This window comes from Paraburkholderia sp. BR10872, assembly GCF_040965835.1.
GTDB lineage: Bacteria > Pseudomonadota > Gammaproteobacteria > Burkholderiales > Burkholderiaceae > Paraburkholderia > Paraburkholderia nodosa_A.
In genome coordinates, this window is sequence record NZ_JBFRCN010000003.1 from 173,409 (window position 1) to 190,888 (window position 17,480).

Consider the following 17,480-nt stretch of genomic DNA (forward strand, 5'->3'; position numbering starts at 1 on the left):
GACAGTCTAGAAATCTGGAGGTCTCGCATCAAATGAGAATCGACAAACTCACCACCAAGTTCCAGGAAGCCATCGCCGACGCGCAAAGCCTCGCGGTGGGCCACGATAACCAGTACATCGAACCCGTTCACCTGCTGGCTGCGCTCGTTGCGCAGCAGGACGGCTCCGCGCGCTCGCTCATGTCGCGTGCGGGCGTGCAGGTCCAGGCGCTGCAGAACGCGCTGAACGACGCCATCAACCGCTTGCCGCAGGTGCGGGGCACCGACGGCAACGTGCAGATCGGCCGCGAACTCACGGGGCTGCTCAATCAGGCCGACAAGGAAGCGCAGAAGCTCAACGACACGTATATCGCGAGCGAGATGTTCCTGCTCGCCGTATCCGAGGACAAGGGCGAGGCGGGTCGTCTTGCGCGCCAGCACGGCTTGACGCGCAAGGCGCTCGAAGCCGCGATCGTCGCGGTGCGCGGCGGCGCGCAGGTGCACAGCCAGGACGCCGAGAGCCAGCGTGAAGCGCTCAAGAAGTACACCGTCGATCTGACCGAGCGCGCGCGTTCGGGCAAGCTCGACCCCGTGATCGGCCGCGACGACGAAATCCGCCGCTCGATCCAGATCCTGCAACGCCGCACCAAGAACAATCCGGTGCTGATCGGCGAACCGGGGGTGGGCAAGACGGCCATTGTCGAAGGCCTCGCGCAGCGCATCGTCAACGGCGAAGTGCCCGAAACGCTCAAGGGCAAGCGCGTGCTCTCGCTCGACATGGCCGCACTGCTCGCGGGCGCGAAATATCGCGGCGAGTTCGAAGAGCGCCTGAAGGCCGTGCTCAACGACATTGCCAAGGACGAAGGGCAGACCATCGTCTTCATCGACGAAATTCACACGATGGTCGGCGCCGGCAAGGCCGAAGGCGCGATGGACGCGGGCAACATGCTCAAGCCGGCGCTGTCGCGCGGCGAACTGCACTGCATCGGCGCGACTACGCTCGACGAGTATCGCAAGTACATCGAAAAGGACGCCGCGCTCGAACGCCGCTTCCAGAAGGTGCTCGTCGATGAACCGTCGGTCGAGGCGACCATCGCGATCCTGCGCGGCCTGAAGGAGAAGTACGAGCTGCACCACGGCGTGGAGATCACCGACCCGGCTATCGTCGCGGCGGCGGAACTCTCGCATCGCTACATCACCGACCGTTTCCTGCCGGACAAGGCCATCGACCTGATCGACGAAGCAGCTTCGAAGATCAAGATGGAAATCGATTCGAAGCCCGAAGCAATGGATAAGCTCGATCGCCGCCTGATCCAGTTGAAGATCGAGCGCGAGGCCGTCAAGAAGGAAAAGGACGAAGCGTCGCAAAAGCGTCTGCAGCTGATCGAGGAAGAGATCGACCGGCTGAGCCTCGAATATAAGGATCTCGAAGAGATCTGGACCACCGAGAAGGCCGCGGTGCAGGGCGGCGCGCAGATCAAGGAAGAGATCGACCGCGTGCGCGCGGAGATCAATCGCTTCCAGCGCGAAGGCAAGCTCGAGAAGGTCGCGGAACTGCAGTACGGCAAGCTGCCGGAGCTCGAAGCGCAGCTCAAGCAGGTGACGCTCGCGGAGGCGAACGAGCAGAACAACCCCACGCGCTTGCGCCTGCTGCGCACGCTCGTGGGCGCCGAGGAAATCGCGGAGGTCGTGTCGCGTTCGACCGGCATTCCCGTTTCGCGCATGATGCAGGGCGAGCGCGAGAAGCTGCTGCAGATCGAAGAGAAGCTGCACGAGCGCGTGGTGGGTCAGGACGAGGCCATTACCGCCGTCGCCGACGCGATTCGCCGCTCGCGCGCCGGTCTCTCGGACCCGAACCGGCCGTACGGCTCGTTCCTGTTCCTCGGGCCGACGGGTGTGGGCAAGACCGAGCTGTGCAAGGCGCTGGCGGGCTTCCTGTTCGATTCGGAAGATCACCTCATCCGCATCGACATGAGCGAGTTCATGGAGAAGCACAGTGTGGCGCGTTTGATCGGCGCGCCGCCGGGATACGTGGGCTACGAAGAGGGCGGCTATCTGACCGAGGCCGTGCGTCGCAAGCCGTATAGCGTGATCCTGCTCGACGAAGTCGAAAAGGCGCACCCGGACGTGTTCAACGTGCTGCTGCAAGTGCTCGACGACGGCCGCATGACCGATGGCCAGGGCCGCACCGTCGACTTCAAGAACACCGTAATCGTGATGACGTCGAACCTCGGTTCGCACCTCATTCAGGCGATGGCGGGCGAGCCGCAGGAAGCGGTGAAGGACGCCGTGTGGAACGAAGTGAAGCAGCAGTTCCGCCCCGAGTTCCTGAACCGGATCGACGAGGTCGTGGTGTTCCATGCGCTCGATCGCTCGAATATCGAGTCGATTGCGAAGATCCAGCTGCAGCGTCTGCGCGAGCGTCTGGAGAAGCTCGACATGGAGCTCGTGGTGTCGGACGAGGCGCTGAGCCAGATCGCCAAGGTCGGCTATGACCCGCTGTTCGGCGCACGGCCGCTCAAGCGCGCGATCCAGCAGGAGATCGAGAACCCGGTCGCCAAGCTGATCCTCGCGGGCAAGTTCGGGCCGAAGGATGTCATCCCGGTCGGCGTGCACGACGGCAAGTTCGTGTTCGAGCGCGTGGTGCACTAACGCGAGTAGCAACCCTCGGCTGAGGCGCGCGCCGGCAGGCGGCGCACTGAGCCGAAACGAAAAGGGCAGCGGAGTGATCCGCTGCCCTTTTTTCATGCCTGCAAGGAAGCGCTAATGGGCGCTCATGCCTGCTTGTTGCCGCCGCCGAGCAGCGACGCCAGCCCACCAAGCGTGCCGAGCACGCTTTCGGTGTTGATCTGGCCGCCTTGCGGCACTTCGCCGGTCGGCGTGCCCGCGTTGACCACGTGCGGCAGCACCTGGGCGAGCAGCCCGCTCACCTGGTCGGGCTGCATGCCGACCTTCTGCGCGAGACCCGAGACGACGTCCGAGCCGAGCACGTTGTGCAGCTGATCCGCCGAAACAGGCTGATTCTCGCCGTTGCCGACCCACGACTGCACGATGTCGCCGAGGCCGCCTTGCTGGAACTTCTCGATGAGGCCGTTCAGCCCGCCGGGCTGGTTGTTGACGAACTCCATCGCCGCGGCGAGGAGCTGGGCCTGGCCGCCGCCTTGCTGTTGCGACTGCGAACCGAGCAGGGAACCGAGGGTATCTAGCAGACTCATGACGATCTCTCTGGGTGATGGCCGCGACGGGGACGCGGCCGGTAAGTCGGACGGCGCACGCGAGGGTGGCGCCGCGTTTTCGAGGTCCAGTGCACGGCTTGCGCGCGCCGGACGATGGCGGCAATCAGGCGCCGGAAGCGGCCGTAGCGGACGCGGCCTTGTCTTTCTTCGACTTCCTGGGCTTTTTCGCCTTCGTATCGGATGCCGTGGCCGGAGCTGCCGCAGCGGAGCCCGCTTCGGGCGCGCTGGCAGCGGCGGCTGTCTTGTCTTTCTTGCTCTTGTGCTTCGACTTGCCCGCGGCCGTGTCCGAGGCGGCTTGCGCCGTGGTCGCGGCCGCCGGCGTCTGCGCCGTCATCGGATTGGCCGTGGTCGCAGCGGGCGCGGCGCTCGTGGCAGCGGCGCTCTTGCCGCTCTTCGCGCTAGCCGTCTTGCCCGCGGGCGGCGCCGAGGAGCCGTTGATCGTGAGCCCCGCCGCCTCGAGGTTCTGCACCGACTTCGGGCCAATGCCCTTGACGCGGTTCACCAGGTCGTCGGCATCCTTGAACGGGCCGTTCTTCGTGCGTTCGTCGATGATCGCCTTGGCATGGACGGGGCCGATGCCCTTGACCGATTCGAGCGCGGTTTCGTCGGCGGTGTTCACTTCCACGGCTGCGGCGAGCACGGCGGACAGCGACAGGCCGATTGCGAGGAAGAGCATCAGCAGCTTCTTGAGCATGGCAATCACTCCATTGAGGGCATTTTCAGTGAGCCGGGAACGGACGACGCATCCAGCGGAGGGGGCTGCGGTACAAGAATAGGCCAGATGGCGTATCTGTGGATCGCGAGCGCTCGATTTATACCGGCCGAAGTGTGGCAAGTAAATCGCGCCGCACAATATTTAATACTTCTGTGCACTCTGGCGACGCGAAACGCGCGGAAGTCAGCGCAATCCGGCTCAAACGCGATGGGGCCCGACGATGGCGAGCTTCGCCATGCGCCGGTAGAGCGTCGCGCGCGAAATGCCCAGTGCCAGTGCGGCGGCGTTCGGACGCCAGCGGTGCGCCGTGAGCGCCGCGACGATGCGTGCGCGCTCGTCCTCGTCGGAGAGCGGCGACGCTGGCGGAATGCCGGCTGGGCAGCCGGATGCGGCCGGCGCTGCGAGTGGCGGCAGGCGTGCCGCGAGGTCGCCGCTCAGGTGCCGCGCTTCGACCAGCACGGTGTCGCAGACGGCGCATGCGTAACGCATCGCATTGCGCAGTTGCCGCAGGTTGCCGGGCCACGCGAACTTCGCGAGCCGCGCCGCGAGCGTGGCGTCGAGTGCGAGCGGCCGGCCGGCGGCCTGCGCTTCTTCCGCAAAGACCGTGTCGATGAGCATCGCGATGTCGCGCCGCTCGCGCAGCGGCGGCAGCGTGAGCACCGCGCCGCTCAGGCGATAGTAGAGATCGTCGCGGAATGCGCCCGCGCCGGCCATCTGCGCGAGGTCCCGGTGCGTTGCGCAGACTACGTCGATATCGACGCGCACCGGCGTTTCGCTCCCGAGCGGCAGGACTTCGCCCTCGGCCAGCACGCGCAAAAGGCGGGTCTGCAGCGCGAGCGGCATGTCGCCGATTTCGTCGAGAAAGAGCGTGCCGCCATCGGCCATCGCGATCTTGCCGCGTGCGCCGTGCCGGCGCGCACCCGTGAACGCGCCCGGCGCATAGCCGAACAGCTCGCTCTCGATCAGCGACTCGGGCAGCGCCCCGCAATTCACCGCGATGAACGGCCGATTGCGTCGCGCGCTGGCGTCGTGGATGGCGCGCGCGAACACCTCCTTGCCGGCGCCGGTTTCGCCGAGCAGCAGGATCGGCAGGCGCTTGCCCGCCACGCGCTGCGCGATGCGCGCGTTTTCGGCCACGCGCGGGTCGGCGCTGCGCAGGAAGGGGCCGAGCGCGCTGCGGTCGTATTCGTGCGCGTCGGCGGTGTCGCGCCGCAGCGGCATCGCGCCATGCGCCGCGCCGGCGCCGCTGCGTGCGCTGTGTCCGCCGTAACCGCTCGTCCCAAGCGGCGCGCGGATGCGCGCATACAGCATCGAGCCGTTCGCGCGCAGGCGCAGCGCCGCGATGGTTTCGATGCGGCCGATGTCGCGCAACTGCACGTGCGACGAATCGAAAATCTCGTCGATATGACGCGGGCCGTCCAGGCACGGCATGCATTCGCGCGCGCGCCGGTTTGCGGCGACCACGTTGCCGTTTTCGTCGAAGGCGATCAGCAGTTCGGGCTGCGCTTCCACGTAATTGCGATTCTGGTGACCGAAGAGTATCCAGCACGACGAGAGGCGATGCAGGAAATAGCCGTCTTCGATGAGCGTGGCACTCTGGCGCACGAGCTGGTTGACGATGCGCTGACTCTCGCGATTGTCGGGCGATTGCACGGCCGACGCATCGAGTACGCCGATCAGCTCGCCGCCCGGCGCGAAGATCGGCGCGGCGCTACACGTGAGCGTGGTGAACGCGGCGCGGAAATGGTCCGTCTTGTGCACCGTGATGGGCGCGAGATCGGTGAGCACGTTCGCGATGCCGCAGGTGCCTTCCTCGCTCTCGGACCAGCACGAGCCGATATAGAGACCCGCGTGCTTGAAGTCGTTGCGGCGCTCTCGGTCCAGGCGATAGTCGATCGTCACGCCGTGCGCGTCGGTCAGCATCACGCAGTAATCGGCCTCGCGCACCATGTCGTGCAATCGCGTGAGGCACTGGCCGGAGGCGCGCAGAAAGGACTCCTCGCGATCGCGGATCTCGCGCAGCTCGGCGGCGCTCAGCACGCGCGGGCCGATCACGGAGCCAGGGTCCAGCTGATAGCGCTCGAACGAGCGCTGCCACGACGAGACGAGGCGCGGCGAGTCGGACGGCGCGGGCAGGCGGCCTTCTACGGCGCCGCGCACGCGCTCGGCGTGCCGGGTAGACGCAAGGGCGTAGGGCATGAGCGGTTCCAGGCGACGGCTCGCGGTGAGCGTCGGAGTAACGTCGGGTTACGTCGGACCGGAAAGCGTTCGGCGGGAGTCTTTTGTAGCACATCCTTTGCGCGCGATCACACCGCAGCGCAGCATGCGAGACGGCTGAGACGATCGTCTCAGCGGCTCGTGCCGCGCCTTTCGGCGCGGCGGACCTGGGCGTTCAGTCGCCGCTCTGGCACGCCACGCGGGGCTATGCGCGTAGTCCTTCAAGCGGGCGGTTGGTCGTGCGAGCGGCGCGTCGCTCGCGCGAGACGGTGACTGAGACGCCGCGCGCGACGCTGATCGTGCCGGCGCCACCCCGTGCATGTGCCGCAGAACCCCGTCACGCGGCCTTCTGCGCTATCGCCGCGCTTTCTCGACGTCATTGGCATGACGCTTGCAGAGTCTGGCGGCAAAGGCGGCGCACGGCAATGCACGGTGCGACGCCATCAGGAGACAAAATCCGTGACGACGCCCGTGACTGTAGGCGTGATCGCCAACCCCGCATCGGGCCGCGACATTCGCCGTCTCACTTCGCATGCTTCCGTCTTTCCCACGGCCGAGAAGGCGAACATGGTCGTGCGCCTGCTCGCAGGCCTGGGCGCGCTCGGCGTGACGCGCGTGCTCACGTTGCGCGACAACACCGGCGTGGCCGCGCTGCTCCTGCGCGCAATCGAGACGCACACGGCCATTGCCGCGCACGAACCCTGGCCCGAGGTCGTGTTCGTCGATCTGCTCGTGGACGAAAGCGTTGCCGATACGCACGCCGGTGTCGATCACATGGTGCGAGAGGAGGTTGCGCTGATCGCGGTGTTGGGCGGCGACGGCACCCATCGCGCGGTCGCGGCCCATTGCGGCGCGACGCCGCTGCTCGCGCTCTCCACCGGCACCAACAACGCCTTTCCCGAACTGCGCGAGGCCACCGTCGCGGGCCTCGCGGGCGCGCTCGTCGCGACCGGCGCGGTGCCCGCCGAGTCGGCGCTTTCGCGCAACAAGCGGCTCGTCGCGCGCTGCGTGGAAGGGCCGTCGCGCGGGCGCGAAGAAATCGCGCTCGTCGACATTTGCGTGGCGCGTCAGCCGTTCATCGGTGCGCGTGCGATTTCTGAAAGTTCGGATATCGAATCACTTTTTCTGACCTTCGCGCCGCCTGACGGCATCGGTCTCTCGTCGATCGGCGGGGCTTGGGCGCCGGTCGGGCGCGATGCGGCGCACGGCCTGCATATGACGTTCGCCCAGCCTGGCGCGCCCGAGGGCAGCGGCGCAGGCGTGCCGTTGCTCGCGCCGATTGCGCCGGGCCGCGTCGAGCGCCTGACGATGCTTACCTGCCAGCGCCTCGAAGTCGGCGTGGCGCTGCCGCTCGAAGCGGGCCACGGCACGCTCGCGTTCGACGGCGAGCGTGAAATCGAACCGGCGCGAGGCGACCGCTATGAAGTGACGCTCGACTGGCACGGTCCGCTGACCGTCGATGTCGCGCGCACGCTGCGTTACGCGGCGTCGCATCAGCTGTTGCGCGAGGCCGCCGCGCGCGCATAGCGATTGGGCTTGCTTCCTCCACGCATCACCGAAAGAAGGAGACATCGCATGGACACACCCTTGAAAGGCCAGGTCGCGATCGTGACCGGCGGCGCGCGCGGCATCGGCCGCGGCATTGCGCTCACGCTCGCGCAAGCCGGCGCGGACGTGCTACTCGCGGATCTGCTCGAAGAACCGCTTGCCGCGACTGCGGATGAGTTACGGGCGCTGGGCAGACGCGCCGCCTTCGCCAAGGTCGACGTCACCCAGGCTGTCCAGCTCGAAGGGATGGTCTCGCAGGCGCTTTCGGAATTCGGTGGCTTCGATATTCTCGTGAACTGCGCCGGCGTGATTTCAATTAGTCCGGTATCCGAATTAACAGAGCGGGACTGGGACTTCGTCATGGGCGTCAACGCGAAAGGCGTGTTCCTCGGCTGCAAGGCTGCGCTGCCGCATTTCCGTACGCAAAAGCGCGGGCGGATCATCAACGTCGCTTCGATCGCGGGCAAGGAAGGGTTCCCGAATCTTGCGCACTACAGCGCGTCGAAATTTGCGGTGGTTGGCTTCACCAACGCGCTCGCCAAGGAAGTCGCGCGCGAGGGCATCACCGTGAACGCGATTTGCCCCGGCATCGTGCGTACGTACATGTGGGACCGGCTCTCCGACGAATGGAAGACAGAAGGCGAGAGCGTCGAAGAGTCCTGGCAGCGCCATCAGCTCACGCTGATTCCGCAGGGCCGCGCGCAAACGCCGGAGGACATGGGCCGGCTCGCCCTGTTCTTCGCGACGATGGACAACGTCACAGGCCAGTCGGTGAACGTCGACGGCGGTTTCACTTTTCACTAGGAGCAGTCGCATTTCCCCGCAGCAAGCCAATCCAGAGCGGTACAAGCGTCGTACACCCAGGAGACAACCATGTCAGTTCAGTTGAACAAGGAGCAGTTGCTCACCGCGTATCGCTCGATGCGCACGATTCGCGAGTTCGAGGAACGCTTGCACGTCGAGTTCGCGACCGGCGAAATTCCAGGCTTCGTGCACCTGTACGCGGGCGAGGAGGCCTCCGCGGTCGGCACGATGAGTCATCTGAACGATAACGACTATGTCGCCACCACGCACCGCGGCCACGGCCACTGCATCGCCAAGGGGGTGGACGTGCGCGAGATGATGGCCGAGATCTATGGCCGTGCCACGGGGTCGTGCCGGGGCAAGGGCGGCTCGATGCATATCGCCGATCTGTCGAAGGGCATGCTGGGCGCAAACGGCATCGTCGGCGCAGGCGGTCCGCTCACGTGCGGCGCCGCGCTCGCCGCCAAGCAGAAGAAGACGGGCGGCGTGGGCGTGTGCTTCTTCGGTGACGGCGCGTCGAACCAGGGCGTGATCTTCGAGTCGATGAATCTCGCCTCCGTGTGGCGCTTGCCGGTGATCTTCGTCGCGGAAAACAACGGCTACGCCGAGGCGACGTCTTCGACGTGGTCGGTCGCGGCCGACAATATCGCCGACCGTGCGAACGGCTTCGGAATGCCGGGTGTGATCGTCGACGGCTTCGACTTCTTCGCCGTACACGAGGCGCTGGGCGAAGCCATTGCACGCGCCCGCAGCGGCGGCGGCCCGACGCTCGTGGAGATGAAACTCTCGCGCTATTTCGGCCACTTCGAAGGCGACGCGCAAACCTACCGAGCCCCTGGCGAAGTGCAGAAGCTGCGCGAGGAAAAAGACTGCCTGAAGCGCTTCGAAGAGCGCGTGGTGCGCGCCGAACTCGCGAGCAGCGACGATCTGCGCGAGGTGGACGCCGAAGTGAAGCAGCTGATCGACGATGCCGTGACGCAGGCCAAGGCCGCGCCGCTGCCGCCAGCCGAAGCGCTGCTCACTGACGTGTACGTGTCGTACCCTTAAGCGCTGCGCACTCAAGTCATCAGGATTCCAGATCAAGGAGACGGAAATGGCACGGAAAATCACCTATTCGCAGGCCATCAACGAAGCGCTTTCCCAGGAGATGGGGCGCGACGAAAGCGTGATCGTGATGGGCGAGGACAACGCGGGCGGCGCGGGCGCGCCAGGCGAGCAGGACGCGTGGGGCGGCGTGCTCGGCGTGACAAAGGGCCTTTACGGCAAGTTCCCCGGGCGCGTGCTCGATACGCCGCTCTCGGAAGGCGGTTTTATCGGCACGGCAGTGGGTGCGGCGGCGTGCGGCATGCGGCCGGTCGCGGAGCTGATGTTCATCGATTTCATGGGCGTGTGCTTCGACCAGATCTTCAATCAGGCGGCGAAGTTCCGCTACATGTTCGGCGGCAAGGCCGTCACGCCGGTCGTGATTCGCACCATGTATGGCGCGGGCTTGCGCGCGGCGGCGCAGCACTCGCAGATGCTCACCTCGCTCTTCACGCATATTCCCGGGCTGAAGGTCGTGTGCCCGGCCACGCCCTATGACGCCAAGGGCCTCATGATCGAGGCGATACGCGACAACGACCCCGTGATCTTCTGCGAGCACAAGCTGCTCTACACGATGGAAGGCGACGTTCCGGAGGAATCCTATTCGATTCCGTTCGGCGAGGCCAACATCGTGCGCGACGGTGACGACGTCACGATCGTCACGTATGGACGCATGGTGCACTACGCGCTCGATGCTGCGCAGAAGCTCGCGAAAGACGGCATCGAGGCGGACGTGATCGACCTGCGTACGACCTCGCCGCTCGACGAGGAAACGATCCTCGAAAGCGCGCGCCGCACGGGCCGGGTCGTGGTCGTGGACGAAGCCAATCCGCGCTGCTCGATCGCGACCGACATTGCGGCACTCGTTGGCCAGAAGGCGTTCAAGGAACTGAAGGTACCGGTCGGCATGGTCACTGCCCCGCATACGCCTGTGCCGTTCGCGGCATCGCTCGAAGACCTCTACATCCCCTCGGCGGAGAAGATCGCCGACGCCGCGCGCGCAGCAAGGAGCTGAAGTCATGCCGATTCACATGATCACGATGCCCAAATGGGGCCTGTCGATGGAGCAGGGCCAGGTGAACGGCTGGCTCAAGTCGCCCGGCGACAAGGTCAGCAAGGGCGATGAATTGCTCGACGTGGAGTCCGACAAGATCGCGTCGGGCGTCGAGTGCGCGTTCGAAGGCGTGTTGCGGCGGCAGATCGCGCAGGAGGGCGACACGCTGCCCGTGGGCGCGCTGCTTGGTGTGGTCGCCGATGCCGAAGCGGCCGACGCGGATATCGACGCCGCGGTGGCCGAGTTCCAGCGCGACTTCGTGCCGGCGCAGGCGGGCGACGCCGACGCGGGACCGCAGCCGGAAAAGTCGCAAATTGGCGGCAGGACCGTGCGCTACCTGAAGCAGGGCGAAGGCGAGGGCGTGCCTGTCGTGCTGATCCATGGCTTCGGCGGCGATCTCAACAACTGGCTCTTCAATCACACCGATCTCGCGGCGGAGCGCACCGTCTGGGCGCTCGATCTGCCGGGTCACGGCGAGTCGGGCAAGGCGCTCGAGAGCGGGAGCCTCGGCGAGCTCGCGCAAAGCGTGATCGCGTTCCTCGACGCGCAGAAGATCGACCGCGCGCATCTCGTCGGGCACTCGCTGGGCGGTGCAGTGGCCATGGCGGTGGCCGAGCAGGCGCCCGGGCGCGTGACTTCTCTTGCGCTGATTTCGAGTGCAGGCCTTGGCAGCGAGATCGATGGTGCGTATATCGAGGGCTTCGTCGCGGCGGGCAATCGCAATGCGCTCAAGCCGCACGTGACGAAGCTGTTCGCCGATCCCGCGCTGGTCACGCGTCAGCTCGTCGAGGACCTCGTGAAGTACAAGCGGCTCGAAGGCGTGCAGGCCGCGCTCGGCAAGATTGCCGCGCAGGCGTTCGAAGGCGGCGCGCAGCGGCGCGTGTTCCGCGAGCGGCTTGCGTCGCTCGCGCCTCGCGCGCTCGTGATCTGGGGCGAGGTCGACCAGATCATACCGGCGCGCCATGCGCAGGGCTTGCCGTCGCAGGTGCGCGTGGAGGTGATTGCGGGCAAGGGGCACATGGTGCAGATGGAGGCGGCGCAGGAGGTCAATCGCCTGCTCAAAGCCTTCTTCGACGAAGGAGCCTGAGCATGGAGGCCGCCACGTCTGGAGTGTCCCGCTCGTCGAGTACGGCGCTGGGTCAGGAGGGCCTGCGCAGCCGCGAGAAGCTCGCGCGCATTCCGGTGAAGATCGTGCCGCCTGCCAGCGCCGACGCGGTCTTGCCGAAGCCGCCCTGGCTGCGCGCGCGTCCGCTCATGAGCGAAACCGTAGCGGGCGTGGCGGCCGTATTGCGCGAGCATCGGCTTCATTCGGTATGCGAAGAAGCGATGTGCCCGAACATCGGCGAATGCTTTGCACAGCGCACCGCGACTTTCATGATCATGGGCGGGCTGTGCACGCGGCGCTGTCCGTTCTGCGATGTCGCTCACGGACGTCCCGCGCCGCTCGACGAGGACGAGCCCGCGCACCTTGCGGCAGCGGTCGCGGCGCTGGGCTTGCGTCACGTCGTCATTACATCGGTCGATCGCGACGACTTGCGCGACGGTGGCGCGTCGCACTTCGCGCGTTGCATTGCGCGGGTGCGCGAGCGCGTAGCGGGAATCGGCGTCGAGGTGCTCACGCCCGATTTCCGCGGCCGTGTCCCGCGCGCGCTCGAGGCGCTTTCGTACGCGTGGCCCGACGTGTTCAACCACAACATCGAGACCGTGCCCTCGCTGTATCGCGCGGCGCGGCCGGGCGCGGACTATCACGGCTCGCTCGATTTGCTTGCGCGCGCGAAAGCGGCGAACGGTGCGCTCGTCACGAAGTCGGGGCTGATGGTGGGGCTGGGCGAAACCGATGCGGAGTTGCTCGCGACGATGCGCGACCTGCTCGAGCATCGCGTAGAAGTGCTGACGATCGGGCAGTACCTTGCGCCGTCGCGGTTTCATTTGCCGGTGAAGCGCTACATGCATCCCGACGGATTCGCCGCGTTGCGTGCGGCGGGGCTGGCAATGGGATTTAGCGAGGTGGTGGCCGGGCCGCTGGTTCGCTCGTCGTATCACGCAGCACAGACCGTGGAGGCGGCGCGGCAGGCCGAGGCGGGGTGATCTGCATGCATTTGCAACTAACCGCCTAACGCCTCCGACGCCGACGAGCTAGGCGCGTTCTCTCACAAACCGCGTACTCACCCGCGAGAGATAAAGCAGGAGTCCGGCACCGGCAATCAGGAGGCTCGCCATGTTGGCGAGCCAGAACCCGCGCGCGCCCGTCGCCCAGGCGGGCACCGTGCCGGTCACGTCGAAGCCCAGCGCGTAGCCGCCGCCGAGGCCCACGCCCCAGAGCGCAAGCGCATAGATGATGGTCGGCACGACCGCGACCCGGTATGCGCGCAACGCGAAGGCGGTGGTGATCTGCAGGGCGTCGAACACGTGATAGCAGGTGACGATGGCGACGAGCGGCATGGCTGCGACTGCCACGGCAGGGTCCGGCGTATAGCCGCCGATGATGAGCGGCCGCAGTACGAACACGATCGCGCCATAGCAGCAGGCAATCGCTACGGCCGTCGCCACGCCGTGCCGCGCGAGCGTGCGCGCTTCGGCCGGGCGGTCGCCGCCCAGCGCCTGGGCGACGAGCGTCGAGGTCGCCACGCCGATCGAAAGCGGCGTCATGTAGAGCACGGCGCCGATGTTGCCGGCGATCTGATGGCCGGCGAGCGTGGTCGTGCCCATACGTGCGATGAAGATCGCCATGAACGTGTACGACGTCACTTCGATGAGGTACGAAAGCCCCATCGGAATGCCGAGCTTGAGCAGTTCGGCCTGGCGTTTCCACTCGGGCCAGCAGAAGTGCCTGAAGATTTCGAACGGTGCGAACACGTCCACCCGCGTGAGCGCGAAGGCCGCGCACAAGGCGAGCGCCCAGTTGATCGAGGTGCTTGCGAGCGCGCAGCCTGGCCCCCCGAGCGCCGGCACGCCGAGGCCGCCGAAGATGAGCCACGTGTTGAGCGGCACCTTGAGTACGAGCGCGCCGACTTGCAGGAACATCACGAGGCGCGGGCGCCCCACGGCATTGGCGAGCGAGCTGTAGATGCGAAAGGCCAGCGCCGCGGGCAGCCCGAACGAGAGCAGCCGCAGATAGCCGACGGTGCGCTCGCGCAGTGCTTCGGGCGCGTGCGCGAGGTCGAGCAGCGGGCCGGGAAAGTAGAGGATCGTAAATCCGATCGCCATCAGCACGAGCGCGAGCCAGAACGCCTGGCGCACTTCGAGACCGATTTCCGTGTCCTTGCGCGCGCCATAGAGCTGCGCCGCTACGGGCTGCAGCGCGCTGAGAATGCCCGTGAGAGCGATATAGACCGAGATGTAGATCGACGAACCCAGGCCGAGCGCGGCGAGATCGAGCGCCGAGTAGCGACCGACCATCGCGGTGTCGATCACGCCGAACGCGATGATCGCGAGTTGCCCGACCAGCACCGGCCACGCGAGCGCGGCGATGCGCCGGACGTCGCCGGCGAAAGTCGTCGTCAGCACGGCCTCAGTCCGGACGCTTGCGCCAGACATGTTTCTTGAGCGGCGGCGTCGGACGGTCGATGCGCACGTACAGGCGGAAGCGCTCGTCGCGGTCGGCGACGCGGCGGCCTTCCCAGACGAGCTTCCACACGTAGTCCGGCATCGAGCTCGGCTCGCCGTATTCCTGCGTGTCCTGGCGCAGGATCACGTCGCAATCCTCGTTGAACGCGAAATGCATCCTGCCGAAGTACGCGAAGGTGGCGATCTGCGCATCGCCGAGGCGGACGGGCGAGATGCACTGATAGTCGGCGGGCAGGTGCGCGGCGATCTGCTCGGCCACGTCCTTGTAGGTCCGGCTGTAGTTGACGACCGGCAGCCACAGCGTCATGAGCAGCACCCACATGAGCGTGGTGCCGCCGCTCGAGAGCACGACGCTGCGCCACAGCACCTTCGGATGGCGCGCCACGCGCCATCGCACGAGCACCATCCAGCACACGGTAACGGCCACCGCGCACGCGAACGAGAGAATCTTGAACTCCGGCACGAAGCCGGGTGCGAGACGCGCGAGGTTGCGCGCGAGCGGTGCCGGGAAACCGGTCATGCCCGCGAGCCACACGAGCCACACGAAGGTGCTGAGAATCGTGAAGCTCAGCACCGCGAACCAGTCGATCGCGTTGATCGCGCCGCGCTTGAGCGTGGGCAGCGCGAAGGTCGCGAGCACCGCCAGCGCGGGCAGCACGAGCATGAAGAGCCGGTTCGATTCGTGGCTCTGCACGACCACGAGGATGAGCAGCGGCACGATCACCGACAGCGGAATCGCGATGTGCGGTTTGCGGCGCAGTCCCGCCCAGCTCACGAAGGCCCAGATCGCGAGGGGCCACGCGGGCCACGTGAAGAGCGGCAGATTCTTGGCGGCGTAGCGCAGCACGTAGCCAGGGGGGCCTGCGAAGGCGTTGACGTTGGTGTGCGCCCACTGGTTGAGGAACCAGACGGCGTCGTCGGGATACAGATGCAGCGCCAGCAGCGGCCACGAGGCCGAGACCACGAGCGCCACGGGCAGGCCCGCCACGAGCAGCCAGCGCGAGCGCGTTTCGGGCGCGATGGCGAGCATGGCGAGCGTGCCGATGAGGAGCGCGCCCACGAGCACCGGGCCGCTCGAGAGCATCACGATGCCGAGCGCGAGGCCCCACCAGAGGGCGCCCTGGACCGGCTTGTCGATGGCGCGCACGACGCCGTACAGCAGCATGGCGATGCCCACGAACTGCATGAGCTGCGGCGTGGTTTCGTGACCGCGCTCGGCGAGGCCGAAGCAGCCCAGCAGAACGAGCAGGGCGCCGTCGCCGAGCGTGCGGCCGTAGTCGCGCGGCTCGGGCTCGCCGCCGAACGCGTACTTGAACGGCTGCACTTCGGGGCGGCGGCCCAGCAGATACGCGCTGTACCAGACGAACGCGCACGCGAGGCAGAACAGCACGCCCGTGGCGATGCGTGATGCGTTGCTGGCGTCGACCCACGGTGCGAAGAGACGGATGCACGCGGCGCCGAGCCAGTAGCCGAGCGGACCGTTCTCGGTCACGTACTTGCCGACGAGATTGGGTAGCAGCCAGTCGTGCGAGGTGCCCCCCGCCATCGTCCACATCACGCCGAAGCCCGCCGCATCCTCGTTCTTCCACGGGTCGCGGCCAAAGAGGCCGAACGCGGCGAAGACGATACAGATGGTCAGCAGCAGCCAGCGCGGCAGGGCGCTGGTGGCGGAGGCGGTCAGTCGAATGGCTGGCTTCATGCAGTACGAAGGGAGACGGATAAACCGGGCGTGTTCGAGCGGGCGGCTCGCATGCGGGGGTCAAGCAGGCATGCGCGGCAGACGGTACACCCGGCCGTGTGCCGTGGAGCAATCCGGCATTCTAGCCGGGCCGGCGACCGCGCGTCACGGCGTTAGCCGCGGGATAATCCACAGAAACATCTAAAAAGGGGCGGTAGGTCGCACCCTTATAGCTGCTGGACGGCGCAACGGTGGCGCGGGCAACAAAAAAGGGCAGCGTACGCTGCCCTTTTTGTGCACGTTCAATGCGGGACCGGCCAGCAGCCGGTGCGGCGAGGTGCTTACTTGCCGGCCTTGCCAGAGGCGCGTGCGCCGAACTTCTTGTTGAACTTCTCGACACGGCCTGCCGTGTCCATGATCTTTTGCGTGCCCGTGTAGAACGGATGCGATTCCGACGACACTTCGATCTTGGCGAGCGGGTAGGTCTTGCCGTTGAATTCGGCGGTTTCGCGCGTCTGGATGGTCGAGCGGGTCACGAACTTGAAGTCGTTCGAAACGTCGATGAACAGGACTTCGCGGTAATCCGGGTGAATGCCTTCTTTCATGGTTATTCCTTAAATCTGGCGGTAGCCAACCCGCGTGCCAGCAACACCATGTTGCCGACTTTGCCCGCGCGAGCCACTTACCCAAGGGTCGAAAAACGGCGATTATGCCAGATAATCAGCCGGTTGGCGAATTTTTGAGGCTCCCGCGCGTCAGGTTTCAGGCCGGCTGGCCGGCCAGTGCGCCCACGCGCGCCGGGTCCTGGCGGTAATAGCGCGCGAGCAGCCGGTAAAGCTCGGGATATTCGGCCTCGAATGCCTTCGGTTTGACGAAAAGCGCCTCGCTGCACACCGCGAAGAACTCCGACGGGTGGTCGGCGGCATAGGGATCGATCAGCGAATCGCGCTCGAAGCGCGCCCAGCGGCGCTCCGGCACGGCGTCCACCTTGTCGCAGAACTGGTCGTAGGCGTTGTCGAACACGTCGCCCCACGCCTGCGCGTCGAGCGGGGCGTGCCAGCGCCGAAAGAGGGGCGGATGGCCGTCGGCCTCGCCGTTAAGCATATCGATCTTGTGCGCGAACTCGTGGATCACGACGTTGTACGCGTCGCTGCCATCGGTCATCTGCGCGTCTTCCCACGAGAGGATCACGGGGCCGCCTTCCCACGCCTCGCCGCTCGCGTCGTGTTCCACCTCGTGGACCACGCCGTCCTCGTCCTCCACGGTCTTGCGGATCACGAATTCGCCCGGATAGACGACCACGCCCACCCAGCCCTTGTAGAGATCGAGTGAAAGATTGAGCACGGGCAGCGACGCCTGCGCGGCGATCGCTACGCTCATCGGGTCGGTCAGCTCGAGATCGTGCGCCGTGGAGAACTCCTTTTGCGCGAGGAAAAGGCTCGTCATCTCGCGCAGACGCACGAGGTCGGCGGCGTCGAGGTGCTTGAGAAAGGGCAAGCCCGCGAGCGTCGCCTGCCAAAGCGCGTCGTCGATCGCGTAGGTGCGCAGCGCCTTTTCGCGGCGGCGCGCGTCGAACCAGTGAGAGAGTTTCGAAAGCATC

Annotated in this window: 14 protein-coding genes; 7 read left to right on the forward strand and 7 right to left on the reverse strand. The window is 66.4% G+C overall.

Annotated features, from left to right (window positions below; genetic code table 11):
* The first annotated feature begins 32 nt into the window (after positions 1 to 32).
* A complete protein-coding gene (gene clpB / locus AB4Y43_RS04275) occupies positions 33 to 2,630 on the forward strand; it encodes an ATP-dependent chaperone ClpB (protein ID WP_368616212.1) in 2,598 nt (865 codons plus the stop codon).
* 122 nt (positions 2,631 to 2,752) lie between these two features.
* Here the strand turns inward: clpB and AB4Y43_RS04280 are convergent, their stop codons facing one another.
* The 3 genes from AB4Y43_RS04280 to AB4Y43_RS04290 all read right to left on the reverse strand — a co-directional run bounded on the left by AB4Y43_RS04280 (position 2,753) and on the right by AB4Y43_RS04290 (position 6,128).
* The gene (locus AB4Y43_RS04280) at positions 2,753 to 3,193 is read right to left on the reverse strand and encodes a YidB family protein (RefSeq protein ID WP_069267517.1); all 441 of its coding nucleotides are present in this window, start codon (positions 3,191 to 3,193) and stop codon (positions 2,753 to 2,755) included.
* Positions 3,194 to 3,317: 124 nt separating this feature from the next.
* The gene (locus AB4Y43_RS04285; protein WP_368616213.1) at positions 3,318 to 3,908 is read right to left on the reverse strand and encodes a ComEA family DNA-binding protein; all 591 of its coding nucleotides are present in this window, start codon (positions 3,906 to 3,908) and stop codon (positions 3,318 to 3,320) included.
* Positions 3,909 to 4,127: 219 nt separating this feature from the next.
* Positions 4,128 to 6,128: a sigma-54-dependent Fis family transcriptional regulator gene (locus AB4Y43_RS04290; protein ID WP_368616214.1), complete on the reverse strand. Its 2,001-nt coding sequence runs from the start codon at positions 6,126 to 6,128 to the stop codon at positions 4,128 to 4,130.
* A 477-nt stretch (positions 6,129 to 6,605) separates the two neighbouring features.
* Here AB4Y43_RS04290 and AB4Y43_RS04295 point away from each other — a divergent pair, with 477 nt between their 5' ends.
* The 6 genes from AB4Y43_RS04295 to lipA all read left to right on the forward strand — a co-directional run bounded on the left by AB4Y43_RS04295 (position 6,606) and on the right by lipA (position 12,723).
* Positions 6,606 to 7,673, forward strand: a complete 1,068-nt coding sequence (locus tag AB4Y43_RS04295; protein WP_069267607.1) for an ATP-NAD kinase family protein — start codon at positions 6,606 to 6,608, stop codon at positions 7,671 to 7,673.
* Between the two features lie 48 nt (positions 7,674 to 7,721).
* Positions 7,722 to 8,498, forward strand: a complete 777-nt coding sequence (locus AB4Y43_RS04300; protein WP_368616215.1) for an SDR family NAD(P)-dependent oxidoreductase — start codon at positions 7,722 to 7,724, stop codon at positions 8,496 to 8,498.
* 69 nt (positions 8,499 to 8,567) lie between these two features.
* Complete coding sequence (locus AB4Y43_RS04305) at positions 8,568 to 9,545, forward strand: thiamine pyrophosphate-dependent dehydrogenase E1 component subunit alpha (RefSeq protein ID WP_342945686.1); 978 nt, start codon at positions 8,568 to 8,570, stop codon at positions 9,543 to 9,545.
* A 46-nt stretch (positions 9,546 to 9,591) separates the two neighbouring features.
* Positions 9,592 to 10,596 (forward strand): alpha-ketoacid dehydrogenase subunit beta, encoded by a 1,005-nt coding sequence (locus AB4Y43_RS04310; protein WP_342945687.1) that lies wholly within the window; start codon positions 9,592 to 9,594, stop codon positions 10,594 to 10,596.
* Positions 10,597 to 10,600: 4 nt separating this feature from the next.
* On the forward strand, positions 10,601 to 11,722 hold the full coding sequence (locus AB4Y43_RS04315; protein WP_342945688.1) for an acetoin dehydrogenase dihydrolipoyllysine-residue acetyltransferase subunit: 1,122 nt from the start codon (positions 10,601 to 10,603) through the stop codon (positions 11,720 to 11,722).
* A gap of 2 nt (positions 11,723 to 11,724) precedes the next feature.
* On the forward strand, positions 11,725 to 12,723 hold the full coding sequence (gene lipA, locus AB4Y43_RS04320) for a lipoyl synthase (RefSeq protein WP_368606712.1): 999 nt from the start codon (positions 11,725 to 11,727) through the stop codon (positions 12,721 to 12,723).
* A gap of 48 nt (positions 12,724 to 12,771) precedes the next feature.
* Here the strand turns inward: lipA and AB4Y43_RS04325 are convergent, their stop codons facing one another.
* From AB4Y43_RS04325 to AB4Y43_RS04340, 4 genes are all read right to left on the reverse strand, one after another.
* Entirely contained in the window at positions 12,772 to 14,142 is a 1,371-nt protein-coding gene (locus AB4Y43_RS04325) for an MATE family efflux transporter (protein WP_368606711.1), read from the reverse strand.
* Positions 14,143 to 14,146: 4 nt separating this feature from the next.
* Positions 14,147 to 15,901, reverse strand: coding sequence for an ArnT family glycosyltransferase (locus AB4Y43_RS04330; RefSeq protein ID WP_368727106.1), 1,755 nt, complete (start codon positions 15,899 to 15,901; stop codon positions 14,147 to 14,149).
* A gap of 320 nt (positions 15,902 to 16,221) precedes the next feature.
* The gene (locus AB4Y43_RS04335) at positions 16,222 to 16,485 is read right to left on the reverse strand and encodes a type B 50S ribosomal protein L31 (RefSeq protein WP_069267507.1); all 264 of its coding nucleotides are present in this window, start codon (positions 16,483 to 16,485) and stop codon (positions 16,222 to 16,224) included.
* A 157-nt stretch (positions 16,486 to 16,642) separates the two neighbouring features.
* On the reverse strand, positions 16,643 to 17,479 hold the full coding sequence (locus tag AB4Y43_RS04340; protein WP_368727107.1) for a M90 family metallopeptidase: 837 nt from the start codon (positions 17,477 to 17,479) through the stop codon (positions 16,643 to 16,645).
* Position 17,480 lies beyond the last annotated feature (1 nt).

Excerpts from the sequence above, each read along its gene's own strand:
- clpB (WP_368616212.1), top strand. The coding sequence starts at position 33 with ATGAGAATCGACAAACTCACCACCAAGTTCCAGGAAGCCATCGCCGAC.
- AB4Y43_RS04280 (WP_069267517.1), bottom strand. The coding sequence starts at position 3,193 with ATGAGTCTGCTAGATACCCTCGGTTCCCTGCTCGGTTCGCAGTCGCAA.
- AB4Y43_RS04285 (WP_368616213.1), bottom strand. The coding sequence starts at position 3,908 with ATGCTCAAGAAGCTGCTGATGCTCTTCCTCGCAATCGGCCTGTCGCTG.
- AB4Y43_RS04290 (WP_368616214.1), bottom strand. The coding sequence starts at position 6,128 with ATGCCCTACGCCCTTGCGTCTACCCGGCACGCCGAGCGCGTGCGCGGC.
- AB4Y43_RS04300 (WP_368616215.1), top strand. The coding sequence starts at position 7,722 with ATGGACACACCCTTGAAAGGCCAGGTCGCGATCGTGACCGGCGGCGCG.
- AB4Y43_RS04305 (WP_342945686.1), top strand. The coding sequence starts at position 8,568 with ATGTCAGTTCAGTTGAACAAGGAGCAGTTGCTCACCGCGTATCGCTCG.
- AB4Y43_RS04310 (WP_342945687.1), top strand. The coding sequence starts at position 9,592 with ATGGCACGGAAAATCACCTATTCGCAGGCCATCAACGAAGCGCTTTCC.
- AB4Y43_RS04315 (WP_342945688.1), top strand. The coding sequence starts at position 10,601 with ATGCCGATTCACATGATCACGATGCCCAAATGGGGCCTGTCGATGGAG.
- lipA (WP_368606712.1), top strand. The coding sequence starts at position 11,725 with ATGGAGGCCGCCACGTCTGGAGTGTCCCGCTCGTCGAGTACGGCGCTG.
- AB4Y43_RS04330 (WP_368727106.1), bottom strand. The coding sequence starts at position 15,901 with ATGAAGCCAGCCATTCGACTGACCGCCTCCGCCACCAGCGCCCTGCCG.
- AB4Y43_RS04335 (WP_069267507.1), bottom strand. The coding sequence starts at position 16,485 with ATGAAAGAAGGCATTCACCCGGATTACCGCGAAGTCCTGTTCATCGAC.
- AB4Y43_RS04340 (WP_368727107.1), bottom strand. The coding sequence starts at position 17,479 with ATGCTTTCGAAACTCTCTCACTGGTTCGACGCGCGCCGCCGCGAAAAG.